24 protein-coding genes and 1 pseudogene are annotated in these 25,617 nt (G+C 67.5%); 15 read left to right on the forward strand and 10 right to left on the reverse strand.

Annotated features, from left to right (window positions below; translation table 11 throughout):
- The first annotated feature begins 5 nt into the window (after positions 1-5).
- Positions 6-794 carry an SDR family NAD(P)-dependent oxidoreductase gene (locus tag ACFYWY_RS08830; RefSeq protein ID WP_389181867.1) on the forward strand — a complete coding sequence of 263 codons (789 nt, stop codon included), beginning with the start codon at positions 6-8 and terminating at the stop codon, positions 792-794.
- A 144-nt stretch (positions 795-938) separates the two neighbouring features.
- Here the strand turns inward: ACFYWY_RS08830 and ACFYWY_RS08835 are convergent.
- A pseudogene (locus ACFYWY_RS08835) lies at positions 939-1,076 on the reverse strand (cysteine hydrolase); the annotation flags it as partial.
- Positions 1,077-1,254: 178 nt separating this feature from the next.
- Between ACFYWY_RS08835 and ACFYWY_RS08840 the strand changes: the two are divergent.
- Positions 1,255-1,821, forward strand: coding sequence for an HD domain-containing protein (locus tag ACFYWY_RS08840; RefSeq protein WP_389181870.1), 567 nt, complete (start codon positions 1,255-1,257; stop codon positions 1,819-1,821).
- On the opposite strand, the gene ACFYWY_RS08845 is transcribed toward ACFYWY_RS08840, so the two are convergent.
- Both ACFYWY_RS08845 and ACFYWY_RS08850 read right to left on the reverse strand, forming a co-directional pair.
- Positions 1,809-2,276, reverse strand: coding sequence for an NUDIX hydrolase (locus tag ACFYWY_RS08845; RefSeq protein ID WP_389181873.1), 468 nt, complete (start codon positions 2,274-2,276; stop codon positions 1,809-1,811). The genes ACFYWY_RS08840 and ACFYWY_RS08845 overlap by 13 nt on opposite strands.
- Positions 2,263-3,033 (reverse strand): XRE family transcriptional regulator, encoded by a 771-nt coding sequence (locus ACFYWY_RS08850; RefSeq protein ID WP_389181876.1) that lies wholly within the window; start codon positions 3,031-3,033, stop codon positions 2,263-2,265. Before ACFYWY_RS08850 ends, ACFYWY_RS08845 begins: the two co-directional genes overlap by 14 nt.
- 96 nt (positions 3,034-3,129) lie before the next feature.
- On the opposite strand from ACFYWY_RS08850, the gene ACFYWY_RS08855 reads away from it, so the two are divergent.
- The 5 genes from ACFYWY_RS08855 (at position 3,130) to ACFYWY_RS08875 (ending at position 6,641) form a co-directional block, all read left to right on the forward strand.
- Positions 3,130-3,822, forward strand: a complete 693-nt coding sequence (locus ACFYWY_RS08855; protein WP_389181879.1) for an HAD family hydrolase — start codon at positions 3,130-3,132, stop codon at positions 3,820-3,822.
- Between the two features lie 106 nt (positions 3,823-3,928).
- Complete coding sequence (locus ACFYWY_RS08860) at positions 3,929-4,831, forward strand: radical SAM protein (protein ID WP_389181882.1); 903 nt, start codon at positions 3,929-3,931, stop codon at positions 4,829-4,831.
- Positions 4,824-5,462 (forward strand): hypothetical protein, encoded by a 639-nt coding sequence (locus ACFYWY_RS08865; RefSeq protein WP_389181885.1) that lies wholly within the window; start codon positions 4,824-4,826, stop codon positions 5,460-5,462. Before ACFYWY_RS08860 ends, ACFYWY_RS08865 begins: the two co-directional genes overlap by 8 nt.
- Positions 5,380-6,027 (forward strand): class I SAM-dependent methyltransferase, encoded by a 648-nt coding sequence (locus tag ACFYWY_RS08870; RefSeq protein WP_389181888.1) that lies wholly within the window; start codon positions 5,380-5,382, stop codon positions 6,025-6,027. The genes ACFYWY_RS08865 and ACFYWY_RS08870 overlap by 83 nt, the downstream gene beginning before the upstream one ends.
- Positions 6,028-6,053: 26 nt before the next feature.
- Entirely contained in the window at positions 6,054-6,641 is a 588-nt protein-coding gene (locus ACFYWY_RS08875) for a class IV adenylate cyclase (RefSeq protein ID WP_389181891.1), read from the forward strand.
- 46 nt (positions 6,642-6,687) lie between these two features.
- On the opposite strand, the gene ACFYWY_RS08880 is transcribed toward ACFYWY_RS08875, so the two are convergent.
- Positions 6,688-7,023 carry a hypothetical protein gene (locus ACFYWY_RS08880; protein WP_389181894.1) on the reverse strand — a complete coding sequence of 112 codons (336 nt, stop codon included), beginning with the start codon at positions 7,021-7,023 and terminating at the stop codon, positions 6,688-6,690.
- Positions 7,024-7,062: 39 nt separating this feature from the next.
- Here ACFYWY_RS08880 and ACFYWY_RS08885 point away from each other — a divergent pair, with 39 nt between their 5' ends.
- The 4 genes from ACFYWY_RS08885 (at position 7,063) to ACFYWY_RS08900 (ending at position 13,663) form a co-directional block, all read left to right on the forward strand.
- Positions 7,063-7,335, forward strand: coding sequence for a hypothetical protein (locus tag ACFYWY_RS08885; RefSeq protein WP_389181897.1), 273 nt, complete (start codon positions 7,063-7,065; stop codon positions 7,333-7,335).
- A 488-nt stretch (positions 7,336-7,823) separates the two neighbouring features.
- On the forward strand, positions 7,824-8,435 hold the full coding sequence (locus ACFYWY_RS08890; protein WP_389181900.1) for a hypothetical protein: 612 nt from the start codon (positions 7,824-7,826) through the stop codon (positions 8,433-8,435).
- A gap of 248 nt (positions 8,436-8,683) precedes the next feature.
- Positions 8,684-9,079 carry a hypothetical protein gene (locus ACFYWY_RS08895; protein WP_389181903.1) on the forward strand — a complete coding sequence of 132 codons (396 nt, stop codon included), beginning with the start codon at positions 8,684-8,686 and terminating at the stop codon, positions 9,077-9,079.
- Positions 9,080-9,229: 150 nt separating this feature from the next.
- On the forward strand, positions 9,230-13,663 hold the full coding sequence (locus tag ACFYWY_RS08900) for a hypothetical protein (protein WP_389181905.1): 4,434 nt from the start codon (positions 9,230-9,232) through the stop codon (positions 13,661-13,663).
- Between the two features lie 57 nt (positions 13,664-13,720).
- On the opposite strand, the gene ACFYWY_RS08905 is transcribed toward ACFYWY_RS08900, so the two are convergent.
- The 5 genes from ACFYWY_RS08905 to ACFYWY_RS08925 form a co-directional block, all read right to left on the reverse strand.
- Positions 13,721-14,332, reverse strand: coding sequence for an SMI1/KNR4 family protein (locus ACFYWY_RS08905; RefSeq protein ID WP_389181908.1), 612 nt, complete (start codon positions 14,330-14,332; stop codon positions 13,721-13,723).
- 833 nt (positions 14,333-15,165) lie between these two features.
- Positions 15,166-16,521 carry a GH1 family beta-glucosidase gene (locus tag ACFYWY_RS08910; protein ID WP_389181911.1) on the reverse strand — a complete coding sequence of 452 codons (1,356 nt, stop codon included), beginning with the start codon at positions 16,519-16,521 and terminating at the stop codon, positions 15,166-15,168.
- Positions 16,522-16,561: 40 nt separating this feature from the next.
- Positions 16,562-17,425, reverse strand: coding sequence for a carbohydrate ABC transporter permease (locus ACFYWY_RS08915; protein WP_389181914.1), 864 nt, complete (start codon positions 17,423-17,425; stop codon positions 16,562-16,564).
- Positions 17,418-18,425 carry a carbohydrate ABC transporter permease gene (locus ACFYWY_RS08920; protein ID WP_389181916.1) on the reverse strand — a complete coding sequence of 336 codons (1,008 nt, stop codon included), beginning with the start codon at positions 18,423-18,425 and terminating at the stop codon, positions 17,418-17,420. Before ACFYWY_RS08920 ends, ACFYWY_RS08915 begins: the two co-directional genes overlap by 8 nt.
- A 10-nt stretch (positions 18,426-18,435) precedes the next feature.
- The gene (locus ACFYWY_RS08925) at positions 18,436-19,746 is read right to left on the reverse strand and encodes an extracellular solute-binding protein (protein ID WP_389181918.1); all 1,311 of its coding nucleotides are present in this window, start codon (positions 19,744-19,746) and stop codon (positions 18,436-18,438) included.
- 142 nt (positions 19,747-19,888) lie between these two features.
- Here ACFYWY_RS08925 and ACFYWY_RS08930 point away from each other — a divergent pair, with 142 nt between their 5' ends.
- Together ACFYWY_RS08930 and ACFYWY_RS08935 are read left to right on the forward strand one after the other, a co-directional pair.
- Positions 19,889-21,205: an ROK family protein gene (locus tag ACFYWY_RS08930; RefSeq protein WP_389181921.1), complete on the forward strand. Its 1,317-nt coding sequence runs from the start codon at positions 19,889-19,891 to the stop codon at positions 21,203-21,205.
- A gap of 77 nt (positions 21,206-21,282) precedes the next feature.
- Positions 21,283-22,533: a peptidoglycan DD-metalloendopeptidase family protein gene (locus ACFYWY_RS08935; RefSeq protein ID WP_389181924.1), complete on the forward strand. Its 1,251-nt coding sequence runs from the start codon at positions 21,283-21,285 to the stop codon at positions 22,531-22,533.
- Here the strand turns inward: ACFYWY_RS08935 and ACFYWY_RS08940 are convergent.
- The gene (locus tag ACFYWY_RS08940; protein WP_389181927.1) at positions 22,435-23,466 is read right to left on the reverse strand and encodes a DMT family transporter; all 1,032 of its coding nucleotides are present in this window, start codon (positions 23,464-23,466) and stop codon (positions 22,435-22,437) included. The two genes, ACFYWY_RS08935 and ACFYWY_RS08940, sit on opposite strands and share 99 nt — an antisense overlap.
- A gap of 212 nt (positions 23,467-23,678) precedes the next feature.
- Here ACFYWY_RS08940 and ACFYWY_RS08945 point away from each other — a divergent pair, with 212 nt between their 5' ends.
- Together ACFYWY_RS08945 and glgA are read left to right on the forward strand one after the other, a co-directional pair.
- Positions 23,679-24,368, forward strand: a complete 690-nt coding sequence (locus tag ACFYWY_RS08945; RefSeq protein ID WP_389181929.1) for a (2Fe-2S)-binding protein — start codon at positions 23,679-23,681, stop codon at positions 24,366-24,368.
- Between the two features lie 59 nt (positions 24,369-24,427).
- The gene (gene glgA / locus ACFYWY_RS08950) at positions 24,428-25,591 is read left to right on the forward strand and encodes a glycogen synthase (RefSeq protein ID WP_389182283.1); all 1,164 of its coding nucleotides are present in this window, start codon (positions 24,428-24,430) and stop codon (positions 25,589-25,591) included.
- The last annotated feature ends 26 nt before the right edge of the window (positions 25,592-25,617 follow it).

The following is a 25,617-nucleotide window of genomic DNA, read 5'->3' on the forward strand; positions in this document are numbered from 1 at the left end:
GGCGGATGGCATCCATGGATCTCAAAGACGCGGGTGTGGTCGTCACAGGCGCCGGGTCGGGCATCGGAGCGGCGCTCGCCCGTCGGTTCGCCGCCGAGGGCGCCCGGCTCGTGGTCAACGATCTGGATGGTGAGGCGGCTGCCCGGGTCGCCGCCGAGGTCGGCGGACTCGCTGTGCCGGGCGACGCAGGCGCTGAGGAGAGCGTGGCCGCCCTGGTGGCGGCGGCGCGCGCCCACCTCGGCGACATCGACCTGTTCTGCGCGAATGCAGGCATCGAACCTGGCGGTGGGGCGCACACCCCGGAGGAGGTGTGGGACCAGGTCTGGCAGGTGAACGTCATGGGACACGTGCGGGTGGCCCGCCATCTGATCGAGCCGTGGCTGGAACGGGGACGCGGTCACTTCCTGGCCACGGTCTCCGCCGCGGGCCTGCTCACCCACCTCGAATCGGCGTCGTACTCGGTGTCCAAGCACGGCGCGCTGGCCTTCGCCGAGTGGCTTTCGGCCACGTACGGCGACCGAGGTCTGACGGTCCAGGTCGTGTGCCCGCTGGGCGTTCGCACCGAGATGTACGAGAAGACCGACGCGGCCGCCAAGGCGGTGCTCGGCGGCAACGTCCTCGCACCCGAGCAAGTGGCCGACGAGGTCATGGAGGGGCTCGCGGACGGGCGCTTCCTGATCCTCCCGCACCCGGAAGTACGGGACCACTACGCGTTCCGGGCGACCGACACGGACAGGTGGCTCCGGGGGATGCGTCGCCTGCGGCGGCGCATCGACGAGGCGGCCAACGGCTGAGGTGGACCAGGGGAAAGGCTCAGGTCAGCCGGTAACTGACCTGAGCCTTCACCGCGCCGGGCTCGGTACTCGAACCCGAGCGCGCAGGCGCGGTCCCGGTCTCCGTCTCCGCGAGGCGTCCGTGTGTGAGGCCGGCCGCGCTCGGGCCGCGGCCACCACATTCTTGGTTGTCACCACGGTCGCGAATCCTCCGCCGTGCAGTGTCACGGCCGACGCCTGCGCCAGTTCGTCCGCGGACCGCCGCCAGCCGAACGGCCCCTCGAGATCGAATGTGTACGTCGCCGCGGCGGAGCTGGATCAGCTGTGGTCGCTCGAGGGTTGGCGTCGAGCGCGCAGTGAAGCTCCCGACCTCTACCCGTATGAAGCGCCCACCTCCGTCCTTCCTTGCATCAACTGGTTCCGGCCGTCATTGGCTGATCGACATTCGACTGCACTCGCTGCACTGGGCATAGTCCAAGTTATGAACGGACTACTGGCGCCGTGGGCACGGCAGGTGGCCGAGGCCGAGTTGAGCGGTCCGCTTCCCCGTCGATGGGCGCATTCGCAAGGCGTCGGACATCGTGCGACCGGGTTGGTGGGGATCCTGGGTGACGATTCTGATCTTCTAGTTTCGGCAGCTGTGCTGCATGACGTGGGGTATGCGCCAAGGCTGGCTGTGACTGGCTTCCACCCGCTGGACGGCGCGCGGTTTCTCCGTGACGTCCACGCGGCCGATGAGCGGCTGGTGCGGTTGGTGGCGAACCATTCGTTCGCGCTTCTGGAGGCCGAGGAACGGGGGCTGCGGGACGTGTTGGAGGTTGAGTTTCCGCTGCTCGACAATCAGCGGCTGGTGGATGCGTTGGTCTGGTGCGACATGACGACGACACCCAACGGGGAACGCACCAGTGCCAAGGCTCGGCTGGCGGAGATCACGGACCGCTACGGAGCGGACAGCGTGGTGGGGCGGTTCATCCGTCGGGCGTCGCCTGAGATTCTTGCTGCTGTGAGACGGGTGGATGCGGAGCTCGTGGCTGCTCAGCCGAGGTAGGGGTAGGTTCCGGCGACGTAGTCGCCGATCTGCTGGCGCATGCTCTGGTGGATGTCGTACTGATCGAGGTCAGACGGCTGGACGAAGCGAACACCGTCGGCCTCGTCGTTGACGGTGGGCTCGCCGCCGATTGGGCGGCCAATGTAGGTGTTCTCGTACTGTTGGCGGACCTCGCCGTCGGTGTAGGCGACGATGTGCCTGGGGTTGGTGTAGATCCCGAGGAAGCCGGTGATCTCGGCGATGATGCCGGTCTCCTCCAGGCATTCACGCACGGCGCACTCCGCGGCGGTCTCGCCGATGTCCTGGGCTCCGCCGGGAAGGGCCCACTGACCGGTGTCGCGGCGGCGCTGGAGCAGGATGGCGCCCTCGTCGTTGACGACCAGCAGATTGCTGGCAGGGATGAGGGTGTTGGCCTTGGGGGCGTTGGGGTCGTTGACGTACTCAGTCCTGCCCATTCGCGGGGTTCCCCTCCTGGTCGGGCTTCCAAGCACGTGCGCTGGCCCAGACGGCTTCGAAGCTCTGAGCGTAATTGTCGAACCACCCTGAGGTGTCCACTCTCTTGAGGTGAAGGAGAGGGTTGGCGCTGGCCGGCTGGCCGAAGACGTGGGGATTGACCAGCAGGTTGTCGTCGTACCGGAACAGCGAGTTGTACAGGGTGGTGTCGTGCAGCCGGACTTCGCAGCCGGGTGCCGGCAGCAGTGGCCGGTAGTAGGTGAGGGAGGCGCGGATCTTTGCGCCGAGGGTGTCTCCGATGCCCTCTTCGCGGCCTCGGTTGGCGACTGCCTGGCCGCTCGGGTCACCGAAGCACAGTCGTACCCGGACACCGTCAGCCGCACGCTCGGTCAGCATGTCCGCGACGCGCGGGTTGGACTGGGCCAAGAAGGTCCCGGAGAACACGAGCACGTCGATCTGCTCCTGCGTCTCGTGCAACAGGGAGAGCCACGTCTCTCGGGGGACGCTGGCACGGTTCTGGTAGGTGCCGACGATTTCCGTGCCCGGGTTGCCCCGCAGACCGCTGCGACGCTGGGGCGCTGGCCATAAGAATGTCTCCTCCACGCGGAGGTGTTGAGCAACGCGGAAGCGGTGTCGTGGGTGTGGCACTCGCCCGCCCAGCCAGCGGCCGACAGTCTTGGGATCGACTTCGCATGCCTCGGCGAGCGATTCGGGTAAGACGCCTCGTTGCGCGAGTACGGAGTGGAGTCGCTCGTTCACGCACGTAATCCAAGCCGAGCCAGTCCAAGCCTTGCAAGGACGTTCTGGGATCTATTTCCCGGAGTCGACGGTTCCGAGGGCGCTTACGCTGGCGGCATGCCGCTCATCGTCCTGTGGGACATCGACCACACGCTCGTCGACAATGCCGGTGTCAGCAAGGAGATTTACGCCGCCGCCTTCACGATGCTGGCTGGCGAACCGCCTACCCAACCAGCGGTGACGGAAGGCCGAACAGACCGCCTGATCATGCGTGAGATGTTCCGGCGGCACGACCTGACCGAACCCGACTGGACGGGCATCGAAGCCGCCCTCACGCAAGTCGGCCGCGACCGCCTCGGTGATCTGCGTGAGCGAGGCACCACCCTTCCTGGGGCGCGTGACGCACTCAAGGAGGTCGCTGGCCAGTCGAATTGGGCGTCCTCGATTCTCACCGGGAACATCGCTGCAAACGCACAGGTGAAGTTGTCGGCGTTCGGCCTGGACACGCTGGTGGACCTGCGCCTCGGGGCCTATGGTGCCGACGCGGTCGATCGGTCCGATCTTGTGGATGTGGCCCGTCGACGGGTGCGACAACACCATGGCCTGCTGGACGGGAGCCCCGTCGTCCTAGTGGGCGACACCCCACGAGACGTCGAGGCAGCTCGCGCTTCCGGTGCTGAAGCCGTAGCTGTCGCCACCGGCGTCCACAGCCAGGCCGAGCTGACTGCTGCCGGCGCAACGGCTGTCTTCCCGGACCTGTCCGACACGATCAGCCTGCTCCGACTGCTGGAGAGCTTCGCTCGTCACTGAAAACGTCCCGGGACGTCCTGGCACCGTCCGCATACGCGGTGACGCCGTACCGCGTCTCTCCAGCACGATCAGGTCTCCTATCAAGCAACTGCTGCAGGAGGCAGACGTGATCGAGGAAGTGACCAGGATCCGGCGTATCCGGATGCTGTACCTGCAGCTGCTGTACCACTGCAACTTCAAGTGCCTGCACTGTTTCCACGGCAAGCGGCTCCAGCACGCCGACGCGTTCACGCTGGAGGAGGCGATCAGTCTCATGACGCTCATGCGTGACGAGTACGGCACCGAGGCGCTCACTCTGCTCGGCGGCGAGCCGTTCGTCTACAAGAGCCTCCCGGAGCTCGTCCGGTACGGCAAGCAGGAATTGGGCCAGCAGATCGAGATCTGCACCAACGGCTACCGGATCGATCGGCGGCTGACTGAGATTGCCCCGTACGTGGACCTGTTGCGGGTCTCCCTTGAGGGCATCGGCTCGACCAACGACCACATCCGCAAGACGGGCAGCTACCAGAGTGCCCTCAGCAGCCTGGACCTCGCCCAGAGTCTCGGCGTCAGCACGGGCGCCACCATGACGGTCACCTCGCGGAACATCGACGAGGTACTGCCGCTGGCCCGCTCGCTGCAGCACTTCGGCGTCGAGCAGCTGAAGCTGCACTGCCTGCGGCCGGTCGGCAACGCCGCCGCCCACCCCGAGCTGCTCGTCACCGATCCGGCGGCATACACCCGCCTGCGGCAGCAGCTGCAGGCGAGCGAGCTGGCCATCGAGGTGATCGTCGACGAGGACCTCTCCGAGCACGGCGCCCCGGACATCTGTGCTCCTGTAGGCGGCCCCGTCGAGATAGAGCGCATCGAGGCCGATCCGCGAGGCGCGCTCACCATGTCATGCAAGGGTGTAGGAAAGGACTCCCACGCCTTCTGGTACGACAAGCACGCCGACAGGATTGTCCACCGACCGTCGGCCACCGACGAGCTCACCCTCGCCGTCCCGGACGTTTCGTACGCCCGTGTCTGAGAGCCCGCTCTTCGAGAGCCTGGAGGGGCTCCGGGGCACCGGAAAGTCGACCATCGCGCCCCTGCTTGCCCAGGCGCGGGGTGCCGTCGTGGTCCCCACCGTGCCAGCCTCGTTCCGGGCTTTGCGGCAGCAGGTCGACATGCGGGAAAACGTCGAGGCACGGATGTGCTTCTACCTCTCTGCTCTGTTCACCGCTGCCGACGAAGTCCAGCGCCACCTCGACGCCGGGACATCGGTTGTCGTAGAGAGCTACTTCGCCCGATGCCTGGCTACCCACCGCGCAATAGGCGCCCGTCTCGACGTCACGTTGCCGGCCCACCTGCAACAGCCCACCACATACCAGCTGACATGCACGGAGGACGAGCGCCAGCGCCGCCTGCTCGCGCGGGACAAACGGATCTCCCCATGGGACGTGCTCAGCGAAGTGGTCCCGGACCGGATCACCAGGGCCTATGCCCGCTTCCCGATGCGCCGCATCGAGACCACGGGCCTTGCACCCGGTCAGGTCGTCGACACCATCCTCGCCAGCGATACCGAAGGAGTCCGCCGTGGAGACGCAGAGCCTTTGGGAGCACACCCTCACGTTCTTCCCTCAGTTCCTGGCCTCGGTGACAGAGCACGCTCCCGATGACGCCACCATCGCGGTCGTCGGAGCGAGCGACGGCAAGTTCGTACTGCCGCTCGCCGCGGCCGGCTACCGCGTCCTCGCCATCGAGCGTGACCCGTTCGCCCTGCACGGTGGCGAGGTCAGCCTTCCGGGGGATATCACCGCCCGCGCGATGGGACTCGTCGACCGGCTCAAGCTCGAAGCCCTGTACGGCCGTGTGCAGGTTCTGGAGGAGGACTTCCTGCAGACCGGGACCAGGCAGGCGAAGTGTGACGCCGTCTGGACGAGCTGCTCGTGGCACTACAGTGCCAACCACCGTCGCCCGCTTGCTGACTTCGTGTCACGCATGCAGTCACTCGTCCGCCCTGGCGGCCTGTTCGGGGCCGAATTCATGATGCCCACCGAGCAACGCCACATCGGCATCGAGCACTACACCTCGCCGGAGAAACTCAGGCGTCACTTCACCGACGACTGGCGCGTACTGCTAACGCTGCGCACGAACGAGTTCATAGAGCCAGCCCACGTCGGCCAGCTTCAGGACCACACCCACCGCATGGGCCTGCTCCTCGCGACCCGCACCTCGCAGTAACCATCGAGCAAAGGAAGAAGGAGATCATGAAGCACGAGTACGAGGCCAAGTTCCGCGCCATCGACGTCGACGCCCTCCAGGCCAAGCTCACCAACCTGGGCGCCACACAGACGTTCCCCCGCACACTCCTCACCCGCAAGATCTTCGAGAACGACGTCCTCGACGGCGGCCAGTGGATCCGGCTGCGCGACGAGGGCACGCGCTCCACCCTGACGCTCAAGCACGTCACCGACGCCACACGGATCGACGGCACGACAGAGATCGAGACCGAGGTCACCGATCTGCACGCCATGGCTGAGATCCTGCGCGGCCTCGGCCTGCGGGAGGTCCGCTACCAGGAGAACTACCGCGAGGAGTGGCGTCTGGGGGAGGTCGCCTTCGACTTCGACACCTGGCCCGACCTGCCCACCTTCATCGAGATCGAGGGCCCCGACGAGGCATCGGTCCGCCAGGCAGCAGCACTGATCGACCTCGACTACGCCGAGGCCCGTTTCGGAAGTGTCGACGAGATCTACAAGAGTGAAGCCGGACGCGACATCCTGGCCGAGCCCACTCTCCTCTTCGCTGACGCCGACAAGACCGATGCGGCCTCGGCAACGGGCCACGCCAACTGAACTGGACGGCGCCGTGCTCACCGAACTTGCTTTACCGCACAGGCTGTTACCCGGGATCGCCGAGTTCGCCCGCGGTGGCCTCCCTGCCCCAGCTGGCCGCCGCGGCCAGTGCGCCCGCGTGCTCCGGGGCGAGCGCGCCCACCTGGAACGGCTCCAGCAGCATGGCCGCGGTCTCGGTCACGTCCAGGCCCGCGGCCACCTGCAACGCGCACTCCAGCAGCTCGGGTTGCGGGCTGGTGTGCTTCCAGAACGGTGCGAGGGACCGGGCGTGGTCGCGCGCCCGGTCCAGGTCGCCCCGCGCGATGCTTGCGCGCAGTTCCTCCAGGGCCCACCGCGATCCGGCCTCGCCACGGGCCGCGAAGGCCCGCTCACGCGGCCACACGACGACCGCGGCCCCAGCTTCGATGGGAAGGTACCGCCCGTGAACGGGCCGGCGAAGGCTGCCGCGCTGATCGGTCAGGGGCAGGTTCAGGTCAATCCGCTGAATATGGCACCGGTCGTGGCCACCGTGAAGAGCGGACGTTTCCGCCAGCACGTCCTGACCCGCGGTACGTCCGGTACGCGCGAGCTGGCTACGGCCACACAGCTCCCGCAGCCGGTGGCCTCCCAAGTTCGGGACATGATGCGCCTGACCACGTCCTCCGGCACCGGCAGGCAGGCCATGGCCGGTGTATCCGGCGACACCGGCGCATAGACCGGATCCGCTGAGGTCGACGGCCAGGCGCAGCCAGACAGTTGGTTCGCCGCATTCCGCGGTAGTACGGCGGTAGCGGTGGTGGTGCAGTCCGGCGGACACGGAAGTGCTGCCGCCGGCCCGGTTGCCGCGTCCATCCTCAACGCCGCCCACTGACTCCAGCGCTGGCCGTGGCGTCTATCGATCGTTTAACGCCTGATGCGAGGGTCGCCACCCGTGACAGGAGTGACCAGTCGGCGCCGGGCCCCAGGAACCTGGTGAGCAGCACGATCAGGCCAGTGCTGCGGGCCGTACGCGAGTGCGCGGCCAGGAAGTTCGTTGCCCTGGCGGCAGACGTGGACATAAGCTCACCCCCCGTCAGGCCAGAATTCGAACACTCAACCGATGCAAGGGCGCCAACTGTCCCGCCCCTGCCGACTGTCCGGCAGCGGGGCGCATTGCCATGGCGTGGTTGTTCGCACGCCTTCACGTGAATCCGAGGGGAAGCCATGCAGTTAAGAACCATTGCCCGATCCCAGACGGCCCGGATAGCCGCCGGAGCTGCAACCGTCGGTCTCCTAGCGGCCGGCTACGCCTCTCCCGCCGCCGGGCAGGAGACCGTCAAGTCCCCTGCCACCGTCAGTGCCGCTTCGATGAAGAGCGATCCGAAGGACTCTGCCGCTTCGGTAACCACCGTCGCGGGGGTGCCCATCTCTCCCACAGCCACCAGCACCACGCGCACGATCGCCGCATCTGACCCTCAGGCAGTCCAGGCCACATCCAACCTGTGCGGATCCGGCTACTACCTCCAGTACGCCGAGCAGCTTCCCGACGAGCGGCGGTGGGGAACCCTGTTCACCTACCAGAGGAATGTAGCCCCCTTCAACAGCTGCGCGATCTTCGACAACAACCTCGGCACCACGAAGTACATGAAACTCAAGCTGTGTCCGAACGACCTCAGCAAGCCGTGCAGCGTGGATGAGGGCAACTTCAGCCAGTACGCCGGCCCGGTCCGTGTAACCGATGGTCTGTGCGCGAAGGTCACCGCGATCATGAAGAACTCCAAGACCTCCACCACCGCGCTCATCAACCGTCAGTTCTACGTCCCTCCGTGCAACTGACAGGGGACGGACGTCACATGATGAGCCGTACTTCTGAGCGCCCGCCCCTCTGGTGCCGCGCATCTTTCGCTGTGAGCGCGGCCGCTGTGGCGGTCGGCGTTCTGTGTACTGCCTGCGCGGGGCCACAGGCCGACGCGTCGGCTTCTGCCCCGAAGACGCCGTCCGTGCGGGTCTCTCCGAGCCCGGCAGCCACTGCCCCGGCATCGCCCGGCACCAGCTCTGCCCCTGCCCCGAAGTGGACGGACGAGGTGAGCAGGGAGCGGGCCGCCGCCGCGGCGAGCGGGGATCCGGTCACGCCCTCGATGAGGCCCGGAGGCAGTGTGTCGGGAGGTGAAGACTTCGGACGGACCGTCGCGACCCGGGGGGATGTGAGCGTTTTCTCTCCGGTCAGGGAGGGAGATGCGCTGAGGGTTCCGCTGAAGATAACGAACACCGGCAGCGGGCGGGCCGTCTACCGGGTCGAGGTGCGTGTCACCGGTCCCGGCGGGTTCGACGCGAAGGTTTCCATGGAAACCAGAACCGTTGGCGTCTATCCGGGCGGGTCGTGGCCGACGGAGCTGACCTTCACCGACCCCGGCAAACCGGTTCCCGACCATCCGCGTGTCTCGATCGTGAAGAGCACGCGCGAAGTCCTCCGTGGCTGACCCCCACACCCCATAGACCACCAGGGCCGGAGCACTCGTATGCGTGCTCCGGCCCTGGTCCCTATGAGGAACACCACACGAATGGGAGACGTTTTGATAGGCCAGACAAGACGGGGGCGCTTAGTTGTAGCCCTCGCCACCGCGGCCGTGATGTCCGTGCCGCTTACCTTGCCGGCACAGGCAGGTGAGCCCGCTCCTCCCAAGGGCGCTGCGAACGGGATGGCCAAGCCCAAGGGTTCCGACAAGGACTATCCCCCGGCGATCCCCGGCAGCAAGCGCAAGGAGATCGCCGGCAGCGCCGACGACCGGGTTCTGACCACGTCCGGGGACGTCACCGGGTTCCATCTGCTGACGGCTGAAGGCGCAGACGGGTACGGCTGGAAGACCGCGGCGACTTTGTCCGAGACCGGGTTCGACACCGACGCCTGGATTGGTAACGCCTGTGTGACCGGCTCGGGCAAGCGGGCGGCGGTCGCTTATGCGCCGCGTACATTTACCAACAAGCCTGAGCTGATGGTTCGCGGCGCGTTCACCGCGATCGTGGACCTTGAGTCGGGGAAGGTCGCCAAGCTGCCCTATCAGGCGTCCTTGGCGCATTTCTCGCCCGGTTGCGGCACCGGCGAACAGGTCGTGTTCACCCAGCTCTCCCACGACAGGGATGAGACGCAGCAGACCCGGCTGATCACCGTCAACGCCGCTACGGGCAGGACCGGTAAGCCGGTCACCTACCCCGGGCAGGTCACCTCGGCGATCCCCACCCGGCACGGCATCATCGCCGCCCACGGCAACAAGCTGGTCACGGCCACCTCCAAGGGCAAGCTGACCACGCTCACGGCCACAGCGTCCGTGCCCTTTGAGATTACCGCCGACTCAACTGGCGGCGTCACCTTCATCGACCGCACCATGGACACCAAGAAGAAGGCGTCCACCAGCTACGCCAAGCATCTGACCGCCACCCAGATCGGCAAGGGCAAGACCAAGGCCGCCACGCTGGCCAGCGGCAAGCTGACCGAGTGGGACCTGACCGGTACGGCGGACGGCACGGTGTTCATCACAGGCAATGCCAAGAACAAGGCCAGGCTGCCCAGCCGCGTGAAGAACCCTGGCGGTATCGCCAAGGGTGCCCGGATGTCCAGCCACGGCAACGCGGCGATCACCACTGCCTGGGCCGATGGAAAGGACACCCGGATTCGCCCGGAGGAGGCTCGCACCGAGCGCACCGCACGCACCACGCTGCGGGTCCTCGACACGGGCAAGACCGTGACCCTCGACGCCCACCCCGGCAAGAAGCGGATCGGCGGAGCCAAGGCGAGCAAGGCCGCTTCCGCGCCTTCCCCGGCACTTCCGCAGCCGAAGAGCACCGAGCCTGAGGGGATGTCCACCCAGGCCCTGCGCACCAGTGTGCTGACGGCCTCACCGACCGACCCGGTCGAAGAAGAGCGCTACTGCGCCGTCGCCCGGAACGACCACAAGAAGCAGGCGTTCCAGCCCACCCCGCGCCAGGTCGAATGGGCCGTGGACCAGGCCGTCGTCGGAAAGCTGGACTTCTACCGGGAGCCGAACTGGAAGAACACCGGAACCGGCGGCTACACCCCGCAGAACCTGTTTCCCCCGATCCTCCTCGCCGGTGATCCCAACGGCACCCTCGACACCGAGGATGGCGACAATGACCGCTGGCACATCCCCGCACAGATCCTCCTCGGCATCACCGCCCAGGAATCCAACATGTGGCAGGCCACCCGGTTCGCCGTGCCCGGCGTCACCGCCAACTCCCTGATCGGCAACTACTACGGCACCGACTACGCCGCCTCCGGCGAACAGCTCGACCCGTGGCGGATCAACTGGGCCGACGCCGACTGCGGATACGGCATCACCCAGGCCACCGACGGCATGCGCATGCACGGCAAGGAAAAGCCGGGCGAGCAGCCCAAGAGCACGCTCCAGCAGGAAGCCATCGCTCTGGACTACACCGCCAACATCGCGGCCGGCGCGCAGATCCTCTCCGAGAAGTGGAACCAGACCCGCAAGGCGGGCATGACCGTCAACAACGGCCACCCCAAGTGGATCGAGAACTGGTTCTTCGCCCTGTGGGCCTACAACTCCGGCTTCTACCCCACCGCCGACTCCGCAGGCCACTGGGGCGTGGGTTGGACGAACAACCCGGCCAACCCCCTCTGGAAGGCCAACCGCCTTCCGTTCCTGGAGAGCGGAACCGGCGGTGACGACTACAGCCACGCCGCGCACCCGCAGGACTGGCCGTACGAGGAGAAGGTGATCGGATGGGCCGCCCGTCCGATCGCGGCCATGTTCGGCCCCGGCGACATCCAGGCCGGATACCGGCCCGCATGGTGGAACAGCAACTCGGGCCGCACCGCTGCAAAGCCGCCGGTCGACCTGTTCTGCGACGCCTCCAACAACTGCGACCCGTCCAAGATCGCCGACGGTGACTCCAACGACCCCGGCCTCGGGGCGTGCACCCTGGACGCAGGCGACAGCAAAACCAACCCGCACTGGCTGCACTGCTGGTGGAACAAGTCGGCGGAGTGGAAGAGCTGCGACGTGCAGGCCCAGTGCGGCTACCAGGTCCACCGGTTCAACACCTCCTACCCGGAGCAGCCCGACGCCAACTCCTACCCACCCCGGTGCAGCCACGGCCTCCCCAGCGGGACCCTTGTCATCGATGACCTGCCCAATGGGGTGACTCCGGCCGGATCGGGCAGCCGAGGATGCGGACCGGTCAAGTCGGACGGAACGTTCGCCTTCGACTTCGTCGAGTGGAACGGAACCTATCCGGGGAAGATCGACACCCACCAGATCGGGGCCGCCTACGGCAACCACTTCTGGTTCACCCACGCCCGCCAGCCTGAGTCCTACCCGGGCAACGCCTACCGCATGAAGGTCACCGGCACCTGGAAGCTAGGCAAGACGGTCCCCGGCGGCCAGGCCGAGGTGTACGTGCACATCCCCGACCACGGGGCGCAGACCATGAAGGCCGTCTACGAGATCAAGACCGCGTTCGGCGTCAAGACCAAGGCGATCTCACAGACCGACAATTCCTCCAACAAGTGGGTCTCCCTGGGCGCCTACCGGTTCAACAGCACCATCCCCGAGGTGAAGTTGTCGAACTTCAACGGCACCGGCACCGGAGACAAGGACATCGCCTGGGACGCCATCGCCTTCGTCCCCGGCGACTACACCGGTATGCCGGACATCTCCTTCTCCGGCCCCGACCTCCTGGCCCCCACCCCGGGCGACATCACCACACCCGAGGACGTCACCGAGGACTTCATCCCGCTGTCGGCCAGCAACAACCTGGCCAAGAGCCCGAGCACCGACAGCACCAGCACTGCCGGCAAGAACACGAAAACCGAGGTCGCCCCGTCCACCAGCAAACCGTCCAAGGAGGAACTGGAAGACGCCGAGAACCGGCTCGCTACAGCCAGCGCTGCAAACAGTGGCGTGGACTGGTGCGGCATCAAGCCGTTCCCGATCCCCTACGCGCTGCCGAACCGCTGGATCAACCGCACCGAAGGCTGCCTGAAGACAGTTTTCAACCTGACCCAGAGGGATCTTTCGACGGACGAGATCATCGGTACCGCGAGGATCCACGTCCAGGCCGAAATCAAAACGGATCCGAGCAGCGGAACCATCGAGACCGACGTCTTCTTCATTCCGGTCGCGTTCACCGGAACCGGAGCAACCGGCCCCGTCACCCAGACCGTAGAACAGTTCTGCTCCATCGACTGCACCTCCTCCACCCAGAACTGGGTCACCAGCGCCACTTGGAACTGGGGCGCCGGAGACCGGCACGTCGCCCACATGAGGATGACTCACACCTGGAACCAGAGCCAGAGTTCCATCACGGACCTCATCGGCTTCAAGTGGAAGTTCGGCGGCTGGATGGGCGGCGAACACTCCGGCAACCTCTCGGAGATGATCACCGGCACACCGCAGCAGATCCGCTGCGACAACATAGTCACTGCCACGCCCGGCTGCGTCTTTGACCGTTACAAGCCGACCTACGTGATGAACTCCAAGAAGTTCCCGGCGGCTGCCGCGCATGCATGGCTGGTCCAGCAGAAACTTCCCGGACACTTCGGGCTCAAGGGGAAGGGCGCTGCTCTGAGGTACCTCGGCACTGACGTCATGTCGCCGACCAACCCCAACAAGAAGCAGAGCGACGCCAACCGCGATGTCATCTGCCCGAGTTCATACGTCCGCCACCCCGACGCGACGCTCTCACCTGAGCTGAGCTCGTCGGGAACGGACACACAGAGCTGCGACGAGTTCGCCTTCGCCTCCAGCTACCAGAGTGCCGGTATGCCCACCTCGATGGGGGGCACCAACCCGGTCAGCTCCGGCGACGAGTGCTTGCAGACCGTCGCGAAGAAGGGCACTGACGGCATCTGGCGGATCTACGCCGACGAGCGCTACCCGCTTCCCGAGTGGAACGAGAAGTGCGGCCGGTCCAGCATGTCCAATAACCAGAACACCCAGTCCATGTCACCGTTCCCGGGATTCCGTAAGCGGAACCGTCTGATCGGCAAGGACGAGTACTGGCTGGACGTGCCCAAGCCGACCTGAGGCACCCTGACACAAAGATGGGGCCCGGTTCGCCGGGCCCCATCCCTGTTTCCTCGGTCAACCCGCCCACTCGATCCTGCCATCCGTGACAGTTGCCCTTCGGTAAGCCATGAGGGAACCCGCGGCCTCGCCGTGCTCCAGGACATCCGCGATGGGACACAACAGGCCGCTCAGCGACGGCAGACACACTTCCGGGTAGTCGCCCTCGCCGAACCTCAGAACGGGCGCACTTTCACCACGCCGCTCTGCATCCAGCAGGAACCCGTAGGGCGCATCACTCTTCTCGACGACCGGTATCCACGACCGCTTCCAGTAGTCCTCGTCGTCGATACTGCTGGCGATTTGAAGATACTCGGCGTGCCGACGCATGATCTCCTCGCACCCGAGGAACACCTCACCGTCCGGGAAAATCAATGAACCGGCGTGAGAGATCAGCGCCATACCGCCGCCGGAGATCGGCGCTGTGGAGTCTTTCGCAGTGCTTCCATTGTTCATCCGAAGCCATGCATCAAGGACATCCGGGATCTCGAATCCCAGATATTCGTTCAGACGGTCAATGTCCTCGTTCGTAGCCGGAGGCTTAAGCGCCTGCGCGCTCACTGGGGCGTTCGCCTCAAGCCAGCGAACGATCCGGTTCCATGCTGATAGGACCTCAGCAACCTCAGACATCTTGAAACTCCTCAGATCGGACCTGCACCGGAGTGTTGGGCGTCAGGCCAATAGAAACTACCTTCCACAGCCTGATCCTGATCACCCTTCCGCTGAAGTACGCCACTGAAGCATCCGCCGTTCGTGCACGAAAGGCACGTACCGGAAAGACGTGACGGGGGCGCCGCGCTCTACCCCGGTGCACAGATCTTCCAGCATCGCACCCATACTCGGATGGTGTCCCACCAAGTGGTGTAGCAGCGATCACCGCGAAATTGCAGGTCGTGTGCCAGGTTCTGGCATCCGCCGACCGGACGGACCTGACGCCGGCCGGAGCTCTGTACTTCGCGGACAGCCCGCTCGCGCAGTTCGTCGGGGTTCTTCCGTGGCGCAGGCATCGAACCCGCGTTCTCCCATCTGCCAAGGCGGGCATGCCTGGCTTCAGGGCCGCTGCAAAATCCGGTTCAGCTCAGTTCCACGCAGCGTTGACGAGTGACGAACGCCCCGTCGCCCTGACATGGATCGCCCACTCGAAGGCCCGGGGTGATCTGTCCGTAACAGCCCAGCACAATGGCCAGGGACTTCGCTCCCAACTACTGCCAGAAACACGTGTGTCCCCGTGAGGCACTCAAAACGGCAAAAGCCCAGCTCAGAGGCTTGCACTCCGCGCTCCGTCACGGAAGCTATACCTCCGACCTTTACGATGCGCAGATCATGAGTGTCTGATTTGCGCAGATTCCAAGGTCACCAGTAGCAAGAAGCCCCAGGTCAAAGGCTTGACCTGGGGTTCGCTGTGGAGCCGCCTTCGGGATTCGAACCCGAGACCTACGCATTACGAGTGCACAGGCGCCAGATCACGCCGCCCTGCGCGCCCTGCACGTCGCCGCGCGGATGATGTCCGCGTACCGGTGCCCGCTGCCCTTGATCGTGCGGCGCTGCGTCGCGTAGTCCACATGCACCAGGCCGAACCGCTTGTCGTAGCCGTACGCCCACTCGAAGTTGTCCATCAGCGACCAGGCGAAGTACCCGGCGACCGGGGCGCCCCGGCGCGCGGCCCGTCCGCACGCCGCCAGATGCTCCTCCAGGTACCGCACCCGCTCGGGGTCGTCGACGGTGCCGTCGGCACGTACCACGTCCGGATAGGCCGAGCCGTTCTCGGTGACGTAGATGCGCCGGGCGCCGTACTCCTCGGTCAGCCGCAGCAGCAGCTGCTCCAGGCCGTCCGCGTGGACCTCCCAGTCCATCGCGGTGTGCCGGGCCCCCGGCAAAAAGATCTGCTGGGCGTACGGGACGGAGCCGGTCGGGTCGGCAGTGACGATCTGGCGGAAGTAGTAGTTCAGCCCCAGCCAGTCCAGCGGGGCCGCGATCGTCGCCAAGTCCCCGGCGCGCTCGGGCAGTTCGATGCCGTACAGCTCCAGCATGTCCTGCGGATAGCCGCGCCCGTGGATCGGGTCGAGCCACCAGCGGTTGGTGTGGCCGTCTGCCCGTAGCGCGGCGGCGACGTCCTCCTCGCGCTCGCTCGCCGGCTCGATCGGGCTGAGGTTGTTGACGATCCCGACGCGGGCGTCCGACGAGGCCGCGCGGATCGCCTGCACGGCGAGACCGTGGCCGAGGTGCAGATGGTACGAGGCGTGCACGGCGGCCCCGAGATCGGTCAGCCCCGGGGCCATCTTCCCTTCCAGATGGCCGATCCACGCGGAGCACAGCGGCTCGTTGAGGGTCGCCCAGTCCTTGACCCGGTCGCCGAGCCGCTCCGCGACGGCGGACGCGTACGCGGCGAAGTGCTCCGCGGTCTCACGGGACGGCCAGCCGCCCCGGTCCTGGAGCGCCTGCGGGAGGTCCCAGTGGTAGAGGGTGGCGAACGGCGTGATGCCCGCTTCGAGCAGCCCGTCCACCAGCCGGTCGTAGAAGGCGAGTCCGGCCTTGTTCACCGGCCCGTCGCCGCCCGGCACGATCCGCGGCCAGGCGATCGAGAACCGGTACGCGCCGACGCCGAGTTGCTTCATCAGACCGATGTCCTCGGGCCAGCGGTGGTAGTGGTCGCACGCCACATCCCCGGTGTCGCCGCCGGCGACGGTACCCGGGGTTTGGGAGAAGGTGTCCCAGATCGACGGGGAGCGGCCGTCCTCTGCCACGGCTCCCTCGATCTGGTACGCCGCGGTGGCGACCCCCCAAGTGAAGTCGGCCGGGAGGGCATTGAGGTCGTTCACGGACTGCCTTTCTGCTGGGGTCGGGGGTCTGATCGGCTGATCACTTGACGGCGCCCGCGGTGAGGCCCGCGACGAGATAGCGCTGGAGAAGCAGGAACCCGGCGACGACGGGCACGCTGACGACCAGCGAGGCGGCCATGACCTGGTTCCAGTAGACGTCGTTCTGGGTGGCGTAGCCCTGGAGCCCGACGGAGAGCGTGCGGGTGACGTCGTTCGTCATGACGGAGGCGAACAGGACCTCCCCCCAGGCCGTCATGAACGCGTAGACGGCCACGGCGACGATGCCCGGGACGGCGGCCGGCACGACGACCCGGAAGAGCGCGCCGAGTGCCCCGCAGCCGTCCACCATGGCGGCCTCGTCCAGATCCCGCGGGATGGAGTCGAAGTAGCCGATCAGCATCCAGATGGAGAAGGGGAGCGAGAACGTCAGATAGGTGAGGATCAGCCCGCCGCGCGAGCCGTACAGGGCGATGCCGGTGCTGTTGCCGATATTGACGAAGATCAGGAACAGCGGGAGGAGGAAGAGGATGCCGGGGAACATCTGGGTGGAGAGCACCGTGACGGTGAAAACCCGCCTTCCGCGGAACCGGTAGCGGCTCACGGCGTACGCGGCGAACACCGCGATCACCACGGACAGCACGGTCGCCGCGCCCGCCACGATCAGCGAGTTGAGGAAGTAGCGCGCCAGCGGCACGGTGTCCCAGATGTCGATGTACGGGCGGACGGTGAGCCCGGACGGGATCCACTGGAACTTCCCCGACACGTCCTGGAGCGGCTTGAGCGAGCTGCTGAGCATCACATAGACGGGCAGCACGGCGAAGGCCGTCAGGAAGGTGAGGACGATACGGCGCGTCCAGCGGAAGGACCGCGGCGGTGCGGTCGGCGAGTTCGGCGGCCTAGGCATCGGCGGTCTTCCTTCCCCGGGACGTGAGCAGCAGATAGACGGCCGTGACCAGCAGCAGGAAGAGCAGCAGCAGGACGGACATCGCCGAGCCCGAGCCGAAGTTCCAGGTGACGAACGACGACTGGTAGATATGGATCGAGATCAGGTCGGCGGCCTCCGGGGCGGCTCTCCCGAACAGCACATACGGCGTGTTGAAGTCGTTGAACGTCCACAGGAACAGCACCAGCACCAGCACTTGGTTGACCGGGCGCAGCGACGGCAGGGTGATCTTGCGAATCTGCTGCCAGACGCCCGCGCCGTCGATGGCCGCGGCTTCGTACAGCTCGCGCGGGATGTTCTGCAGCCCCGCCATGATGATGAGGAACGCGAACGGCCAGGACTTCCAGACCGCCACCACGACCAGCGCGATGAAGCTGTTGTCGCCGATCAGCCAGAAGGACGGCTGGTCGGTAAGGCCGAGCTGGTCGTGCAGGACGTGATTGATCAGGCCGTTGTCGCGCTGGAACATGAAGCCCCAGGTGATGACGGCGGCGTACACCGGTAGTGCGTACGGAGTGAGGAAGACGGCCCGCAGGAAGCCGCGGCCGCGGAAGTTCTCCTGCATCATGATCGCCGCGGCGACCCCGAACAGCCAGGACAGGCCGACGGCGAGCACCGTGAACAGGCAGGTGACATAGAAGGAATGGAGCAGCGCCTGGCCGATCGGGGCGTCGAAGTCGACGGCGACCTGGTAGTTGTCGAGCGCCGCCCACGGCGCCTCGCCCCAGTTGCGGATGTAGAACTGGGTGAGCTGACGGAAGCTCATCGCGATGCCGATGACCATCGGGATCAGATGGACGAGCAGTTCGAGCAAGATGGCGGGCAGCAGCAGGAGATAGGGCAGGCCGCCGTGGCGGATCCGGTCGGGGATGCGCGGCAGCCTTCTGCGCGCATCCGTCGTGCCCGGGCTCTCACCGCTGCCCGCCCGGTCCGTGCGGCCGGGAGTCACGGTGGTGGTCATCGCGCCGGCCTCACTGCTGCATCTGCTGCTGGGCCTTGGCCAGACGGTCCTTGACGGACTCGGTCGTCACCGGGCGTCCGGCCGCGGCGTCGGCCCACAGCTCCTTGACCGCGGTGCCGACGGCCGTCTCGAACTGCGATTCGGTGGGCACCTGCGGGAGGGGCGCGGCGCTCGTGGCGAGCGTGTCGCGCAGGACCTTCAGATCGGGCGCGGAGAACGCCGGGTCCTCCTGCGCGGCCTTGACCGGCGGGATCGATCCGTACGTCTTGTTGAGCAGCTTCTGCTCCGCGTCGCTCGTCATGAACTTCACGAACTTCTTGGCGCCGTCGATGTTCTTGGTGTTCTTGAAGACGGCCATATTGATCCCGGCCACCATGGAGTTGGTGTTCTGTCCGGTGCCGGGAGTGCCCGCCGGGACAGGAACGGGAGCGACCCCCCAGTCGGCGGGCTTCATGCCCTGCGCCGCGAAGGTCGAGGCGGCGGCCTGCCACAGCACCATGGCCGTCTTGCCGCGCGCGAAGTCCTGGAGCGACTGGTTCTGGGCGTACTCCGCGTTGCCAGGCGCGACGATCTTGTCCTTGGCCATGAAGTCGACGTACTGCTTCACCGCGGCGACCGCGCCGTCCGAGGTGAAGGTGGGCTTGCCGGAGGAGTCGAAGAAGTCCGCGCCGTGCTGCTTGCCAAGGACGAATACCTGGTGGATGTTGTTGGCGAGGTTGCCGCCCTCGGCGCCCAGCGCCCACTTCCCGTCCTTGGAGATCTTCTTGCCGTCGGCGACCAGCTGGTCCCAGGTGGCCGGCGGCTGTGAGATCCCCGCGTCGGCGAACATCTTCTTGTTGTAGTAGAGCGCGTACGCCAGCGAGTACAGCGGCACGGCCGCGGGGTCCTGGCCCTCGGCCCCGGCCGAGGCCACCGCGGACGCGACGAAGCGGTCCCGGCCGCCGATCGCGTCGAAGCTCTTCTGGTCCCAGGGCAGCAGCGCACCGGTCGCCTGGAGCGAGGCGGACCAGGTGTTGCCTATGTTGAGGACGTCGGGGCCCTGCCCGGACGTCGTGGCGGCCAGGATCCGGTTGAGCAGATCGGACCAGGGGATCACCTCGAGCTTGACCTTGATGCCCGTCTGCTCCTCGAACTTCTTCAGCTCGGGTGTGAGGATCTTCTTGTCGGCCTCGACGCTCGGGCCCTGATTGGAGGCCCAGTACGTGAGCGTCCTGGGCGACTCGTTGCTGCCGCCCCCATCGGTGGAGGTGCCGCCGCCACAGCCGGTGACGGCGGCGAGCGCGGTGACGACGGCGACGGCGAGTGCGGCTCTGGTGCGCATGAGAGGTGGCCCCTTTCCGGGGGTGGCTGCGTTCGGTTCCCGAACGGCCTCCATGACTTAATTTATGCCGTGATTTAAGAGGTGAAAGAAGGTCGCGTCAAGGCCTGTGACCGGGGTATGTTTCGTTCAGGAAAGGAGCACCATGGCGGAGCGCAACAGACGGACAGTGCGTGACCTGCGGCGCGGCAACCGCGCCAGGGTTCTGCAACGGTTGTATTTCGACGGCCCGTTGAGCCGCCAGGAGCTCGGACCGGCCACCGGGCTGAGTTCAGGTTCTATCAGCAACGTCGTCTCGGAACTCGTCAGTGAGGGCGTACTCGAAGAAGCCGGAATGGTCGACTCCGAGGGCGGCCGCCCACGCACCCTGCTGCGCGTCGCACCCACCACCGGCCTGCTGATCGGCATCGACATCGGAGAGACGCGGGTACGCGTCGAGCTCTTCGACCTCTCGCTCACCGAACTCGGCCGCACCGAACACCTCTTGGCCCAGCACGGCTACGACGTCGAGCGCGTCGTCGCCCATGTCCGCACCGGCGTCGCCGAGGTCCTGCGGGACGCGGACGCCGACGCCGCGAGCCTGCTCGGCATCGGGATCGGCGTCCCCGGCATCATCGAGCAGGCCACCGGTGACGGTGCGACCGGCGCGATCGTTCACGGTCAGACGATCGGCTGGAGCGCCGTGCCGTTCGAGAGACTGCTCCGCGACTCCATGGAACTGCCCCCACAAGTCCCGCTGTTCATCGACAACGGCGCCAAGACACTCGGCCAGGCCGAGATGTGGTTCGGGGGCGGCCGTGGCGCCCGCGAAGCCGCCGTCGCCCTGATCGGTTCCGGAGTCGGCGCCTGCGTGGTGCACGCCGCCACCCCCGACGAGAACGCCCGCAGCACCGCCCTCGAATGGGGACATACGACGGTACGGATCCGGGGCCGGCGCTGCCGTTGCGGCTCGCTGGGCTGTCTTGAGGCGTACGCCGGAGCGGAAGCGCTGCGCGAACGCTGGCAGGAGGCGGGCGGACCGCTTCCCGCCGACGCCGACGACGAAACCGCGCTGGCTGCCCTGCTGGCGGCGGCCTTTCCCGGCCCGGGAGGACCTGAGGCCGGCCCGGGAGGACCTGAGCCCGACCCGGTCGCGCTCTCCCTCCTCGACGACACCGCCGAGTACCTGGGCGCGGCCGTCGCCGACCTGATCAATCTCTTCCACCCCGAACGTATCCTCATCGGGGGCTGGGCCGGACTGCTCATCGGCCCCCGTCTGCTCCCCGAAGTACGCCGGTACGCGGGGGAGTACGCCCTGCGTCACGCCGCCGCCCGAACCACCATCGAACTGGGGCAACTCGGCCCGGACGCGGTCACCGTCGGCGCGGCGACCTTGCCGCTGGCCGACTTCCTGGCCCGCGGCGGCAGTCGGCCCCCGGCTGCCGGCCCGGTGCGCCCCACCGCCTCCGTGCACCGCGCCTGAACCCTTGTCATAGTCCGGGCCGAGCACCTAAGTTGACCGCTTGCGACGTGACCTATTGTCAGTGGGGGAGTCTCACCATGGCCGCAACCGGTCGGCACCGCCGATACCAGCCGAGCCGCATCAACCGGGCTTCTCTCACCGTCACCGCGGGCGGTGCGGGCATGGCTCTGCCGCTCATCGGCGCGGGCACGACCCATGCGGCTTCCGTGGACGTCTGGGAGAAGGTCGCGGCCTGCGAGTCCACCAGCAATTGGAATATCAACACCGGTAACGGCTACTACGGCGGGCTCCAGTTCAGCCAGTCCACCTGGGAGGCTTACGGCGGCGGACGGTTCGCCGCGCGCGCGGATCTGGCCGACAAAGATCAGCAAATAGCCATCGCCGAGAAGGTCCTCAAGGGGCAGGGGCCGAAGGCCTGGCCCACCTGCTCCACCCGGGCGGGCCTCACCCGCGGCGGGGACGCGCCCGAGATCGCGCCCGCCACACGATTAGCGCCGCAGAGTGGGCGCAGCGCCGCACTGAAGAAGGCGACGCCGACCACCGTGCCCACGCAGCGCGAGGGCTACACCGTGGCCCGCGGAGACTCACTCTCCAAGATCGCGACGGCCGAGGAGGTCAGCGGCGGCTGGCAGCGGCTGTACGCACAGAACCGCGCGGTCGTCGGCAGCGACCCCAACCTGATCCACCCCGGCCAGAAGCTGATCCTGCGCGTCGAGGCTCCGGTCGCACCGGGCCGGCAGAAGCCGAAGGCTCAGCCGCGGCCGGAGACCCCGCCGAAACAGCAGACACCGAAGCCGCCTGCGCCGAAGCAACAGGCGCCCAAACAGCGGACACAGCAGCAGGCGCCGAAACAGCAGGCGCCGAAGCAGCAGGCTCCCAAGAAGCAGGTGAAGCCGGTCCGCGCCGCCAAGCCCGCGCACCGGACCGGACTCAGCGCGCCCGTCGACGCGAGCATCGGCACCCCCTACCGCAAGGCCGGTTCCGCCTGGTCCAGCGGCTATCACACCGGCGTGGACTTCCCGGTCCCCACCGGTACCTCCGTGAAGGCAGTCGCCTCCGGACGAGTCGTCTCGGCCGGCTGGGGCGGTTCGTACGGCTACCAGGTCGTCATCCGCCACGCGGACGGCAAATACAGCCAGTACGCGCATCTGTCGGCGCTCACCGTGCGTTCCGGCCAGCAGGTCAGCAGTGGTCAGCGGATCGCACGGTCCGGGTCCACCGGCAACAGCTCAGGGCCGCATCTCCATTTCGAGGTGCGTACAGGGCCGGGATACGGGTCCGACATCGATCCGCTCGCCTACCTCAGATCGGGCGGCGTCTCGGTCTGAGGGGAGCACCTGCGCATCCGCGTGAAGTATGCGGGGTTCTGAGGGGAACACCGGCTGTTGCGCGGGACGCGCCGACGCCTGCGCCTGTGCTGCCGACTCCTTGCGCGTCGCCTTCAGCCGCTCCGTCGTCAGCAGGATCAGCCCGCCGGCCGCCATGACGCCGAAGCCGAGGGCGAGCACGGTGCCCGGCACGCCGTACCGGAAGGTCTCGCCGAACATCGTTATGCCGACCGCCGCCGCCACCACCGGGTTGACGACCGTGACCGTGGCCAGCGGGGCCGCGAGGCCCGCGCCGCGGTAGGACGCCTGGGACAGCAGCAGACCGCCGATCGCGAGGACCGAGATCACCAGCAGACTCGGCCACTGGGAGAGCGGTGCGGACCATGTCCAGTCCACCGCGACGGTCTTGGTGAACACCGAGGCGATGCCGAAGGCCACGCCGGCCGCCGCGGCGAGTCCCACGCTGCGGAGGATGGGCCGGTGCACGGTCTGGGCGGCCAGGAAGATCAAGGCCACACCGCCGAAGGTCACGGCGGCCAGTACCCCGCGCTGCCCGCCGCCCAGTGAGTGGGCGTCGGACTCGCCGGTCAGCGCGAGCAGCCCCGCGAGACCCGCCGTCGCCATGATCGCGCCGCGCCAGGCGGCACCGCCCGCCCTGCGACGTACGAAGAGGGCGGCCATCGGCAGAGCGAAGACGATCGTCAGCGCGCCGAGCGGCTGGACCAGGCTGAGCGGCCCGTACGCCAGCGCCATCACATGGAGGACCGCGCCGAGGCCGTTGAGAGCGACGGCGACCCACCACGCGGCGTGGTGCAGCGGGGCGTACGGACGGGCCGAGGTGGAGGCGGCGACATGCTCCTGCATGATCGCCCCGGCCGCATACGCGACCGCGGAGACCAGGGACAGCACCACGGCCAGCGCGAGGGAACTCATAGAGACCACGATCGCCCTCTTAAGTGAATCCGTCGTCGTCCTTGAGCAGGCACTTGGACGTACTGCCGACGTAGTACGAGCGTAGGCCAAAAGTCCCCCTCACGGCGGGTGAGCAGGACAGCAGGGATGAGATGGCCACGCGCCGTCGATACGGTGACCGGGTGCGTCGACCGGGTGCGCATACGGAAGGTGACAGGGGACGGAGCGTGGGCGTGGATCTCGACGAGCTGGCGTCCGTGGGCGGCTTCTTCGCCCTGCGTACCGGGACGCCGGGCGACGGGCACGCCCCGCTCGCGCGGCTGTACGCGGGAGACGCTGCCCCGCTCGTGGCCCGCGTCGACACAGTCGCGGCCCGGCTGCGCGCCCCCGAGCGCCGGGTCGCCGCCTCCGTCGCGCACCTGGGCCTCGTCGCCCGGCTCTGGTCGGTCGCGCTCGGCTGTGCCGCGCTGCACGGCGAGGTCCCCGACCTCGACCCCGCGCGGCTGCACTGGGATCCGGAACGCAGCTCGCCCGACGACCTGTGTCTCACCGGCTGTGGTGCGCTGCCTGCCGACGCGTCCACGATCCGCGAGACAGTGCAGTACGGCCATCTCGTTCCGCTCGCCGACGCGCTGCGGAGCGACACACGGATCTCGTCACAGCTGCTGTGGGGCAACGCGGGCTCCGCGCTCGCCGGAGCCGTACGCGAACTGCGCACCTGGGCCCGGCGCAGCGGCCGGCCCGAGGTGGCCGAGCGGGCCGCGGCGCTGGCCGCCGAGCTCTTCGCCCACCCCGATCTGTCCGGCACCGTCCACGGACGTGCGATGCGGCGGCGCAGCTGCTGTCTCTACTACCGCTGCCCGGGCGGCGGGCTGTGCGGCGACTGCGTCTTCGACCTCCCGCCGCGGCGGAGCGCCCACTGATGCCGAGTGATCCTGGCCGCGCTCTTCCCCGTACGCCGTATCTGCGTGACCATCATGGGGTGAAGGTCGGCCTGCTCACGCGCGAGTATCCGCCGGACGTCTACGGGGGCGCCGGGGTCCATGTGGAGTTCCTCGCCCGGGAGTTACGAGCCCTTACCGACCTCGAAGTGCACTGCTGGGGCGAGGGCGCGGCCGAAGGGGTCCTGCGCCACCAGGCGCTCGCCGGACTCGAGAATGCCAACGAAGCGCTGCGCACCTTCTCCGTCGACCTGGCGATGGCCGCAGAGCTGCAGGGCCGCGAACTGGTCCACTCCCACACCTGGTACGCCAACCTCGCCGGCCATCTCGCCAAGCTGCTCTACGGCGTCCCGCACGTGATGACCGCACACTCCCTGGAGCCGCTGCGCCCCTGGAAGGCCGAACAGCTGGGCGGCGGCTACGCCCTGTCCAGCTGGGCCGAGCGCACCGCGATCGAGGCCGCGGACGCCGTGATCGCCGTCTCCCACGGCATGCGCGCCGACATCCTCGCCTGCTACCCCGCCCTCGACCCGGACCGGGTGCGCGTCATCCACAACGGCATCGACACCCGCATGTACCGCCCCGACCACGAGACGGACGCCCTCGAGCGGATCGGCGTCGACCCGCACCGCCCCTTCGCCCTGTTCGTCGGCCGCATCACCCGCCAGAAGGGCGTCCCGCATCTGCTGCGCGCGGCCCGCTCCTTCGACCCGGACATCCAGCTGGTGCTGTGTGCGGGAGCCCCGGACACGCCCGAGATCGACCGCGAATTCCGCGAACTGGTCGAGGAGTTGGAGCGGGTACGGGACGGGGTGCACTGGATCCCCGAGATGCTTCCCCGGCCCCAGGTCATCCAACTGCTGAGCCACGCAACGGTGTTCGTCTGCCCCTCGGTGTACGAGCCGCTGGGCATCGTCAATCTGGAGGCCATGGCGTGCGGTACAGCCGTCGTGGCGTCCGCGGTCGGCGGCATCCCCGAGGTAGTGGACGACGGAAGCACCGGACTGCTGGTGCCCTACGACGCCCGTCACCCGGAGGCCTTCGAGTCGGGCCTCACCCAGTCGGTGAACCGGGTCGTCGACGACGCCGTGGAGGCCGCCAGGATGGGCGCCGCCGGCCGGGAGCGCGCGGTGCGTGAGTTCGGCTGGGACCAGGTGGCCCGGCGGACGCACGAGGTGTACGAGGAGTTGCTCAAGCAGGCGTAGCAGGGCAGGGCAGTCACAGGCGTGGA

Source organism: Streptomyces sp. NPDC002870 (assembly GCF_042888505.1).
GTDB lineage: Bacteria > Actinomycetota > Actinomycetes > Streptomycetales > Streptomycetaceae > Streptomyces.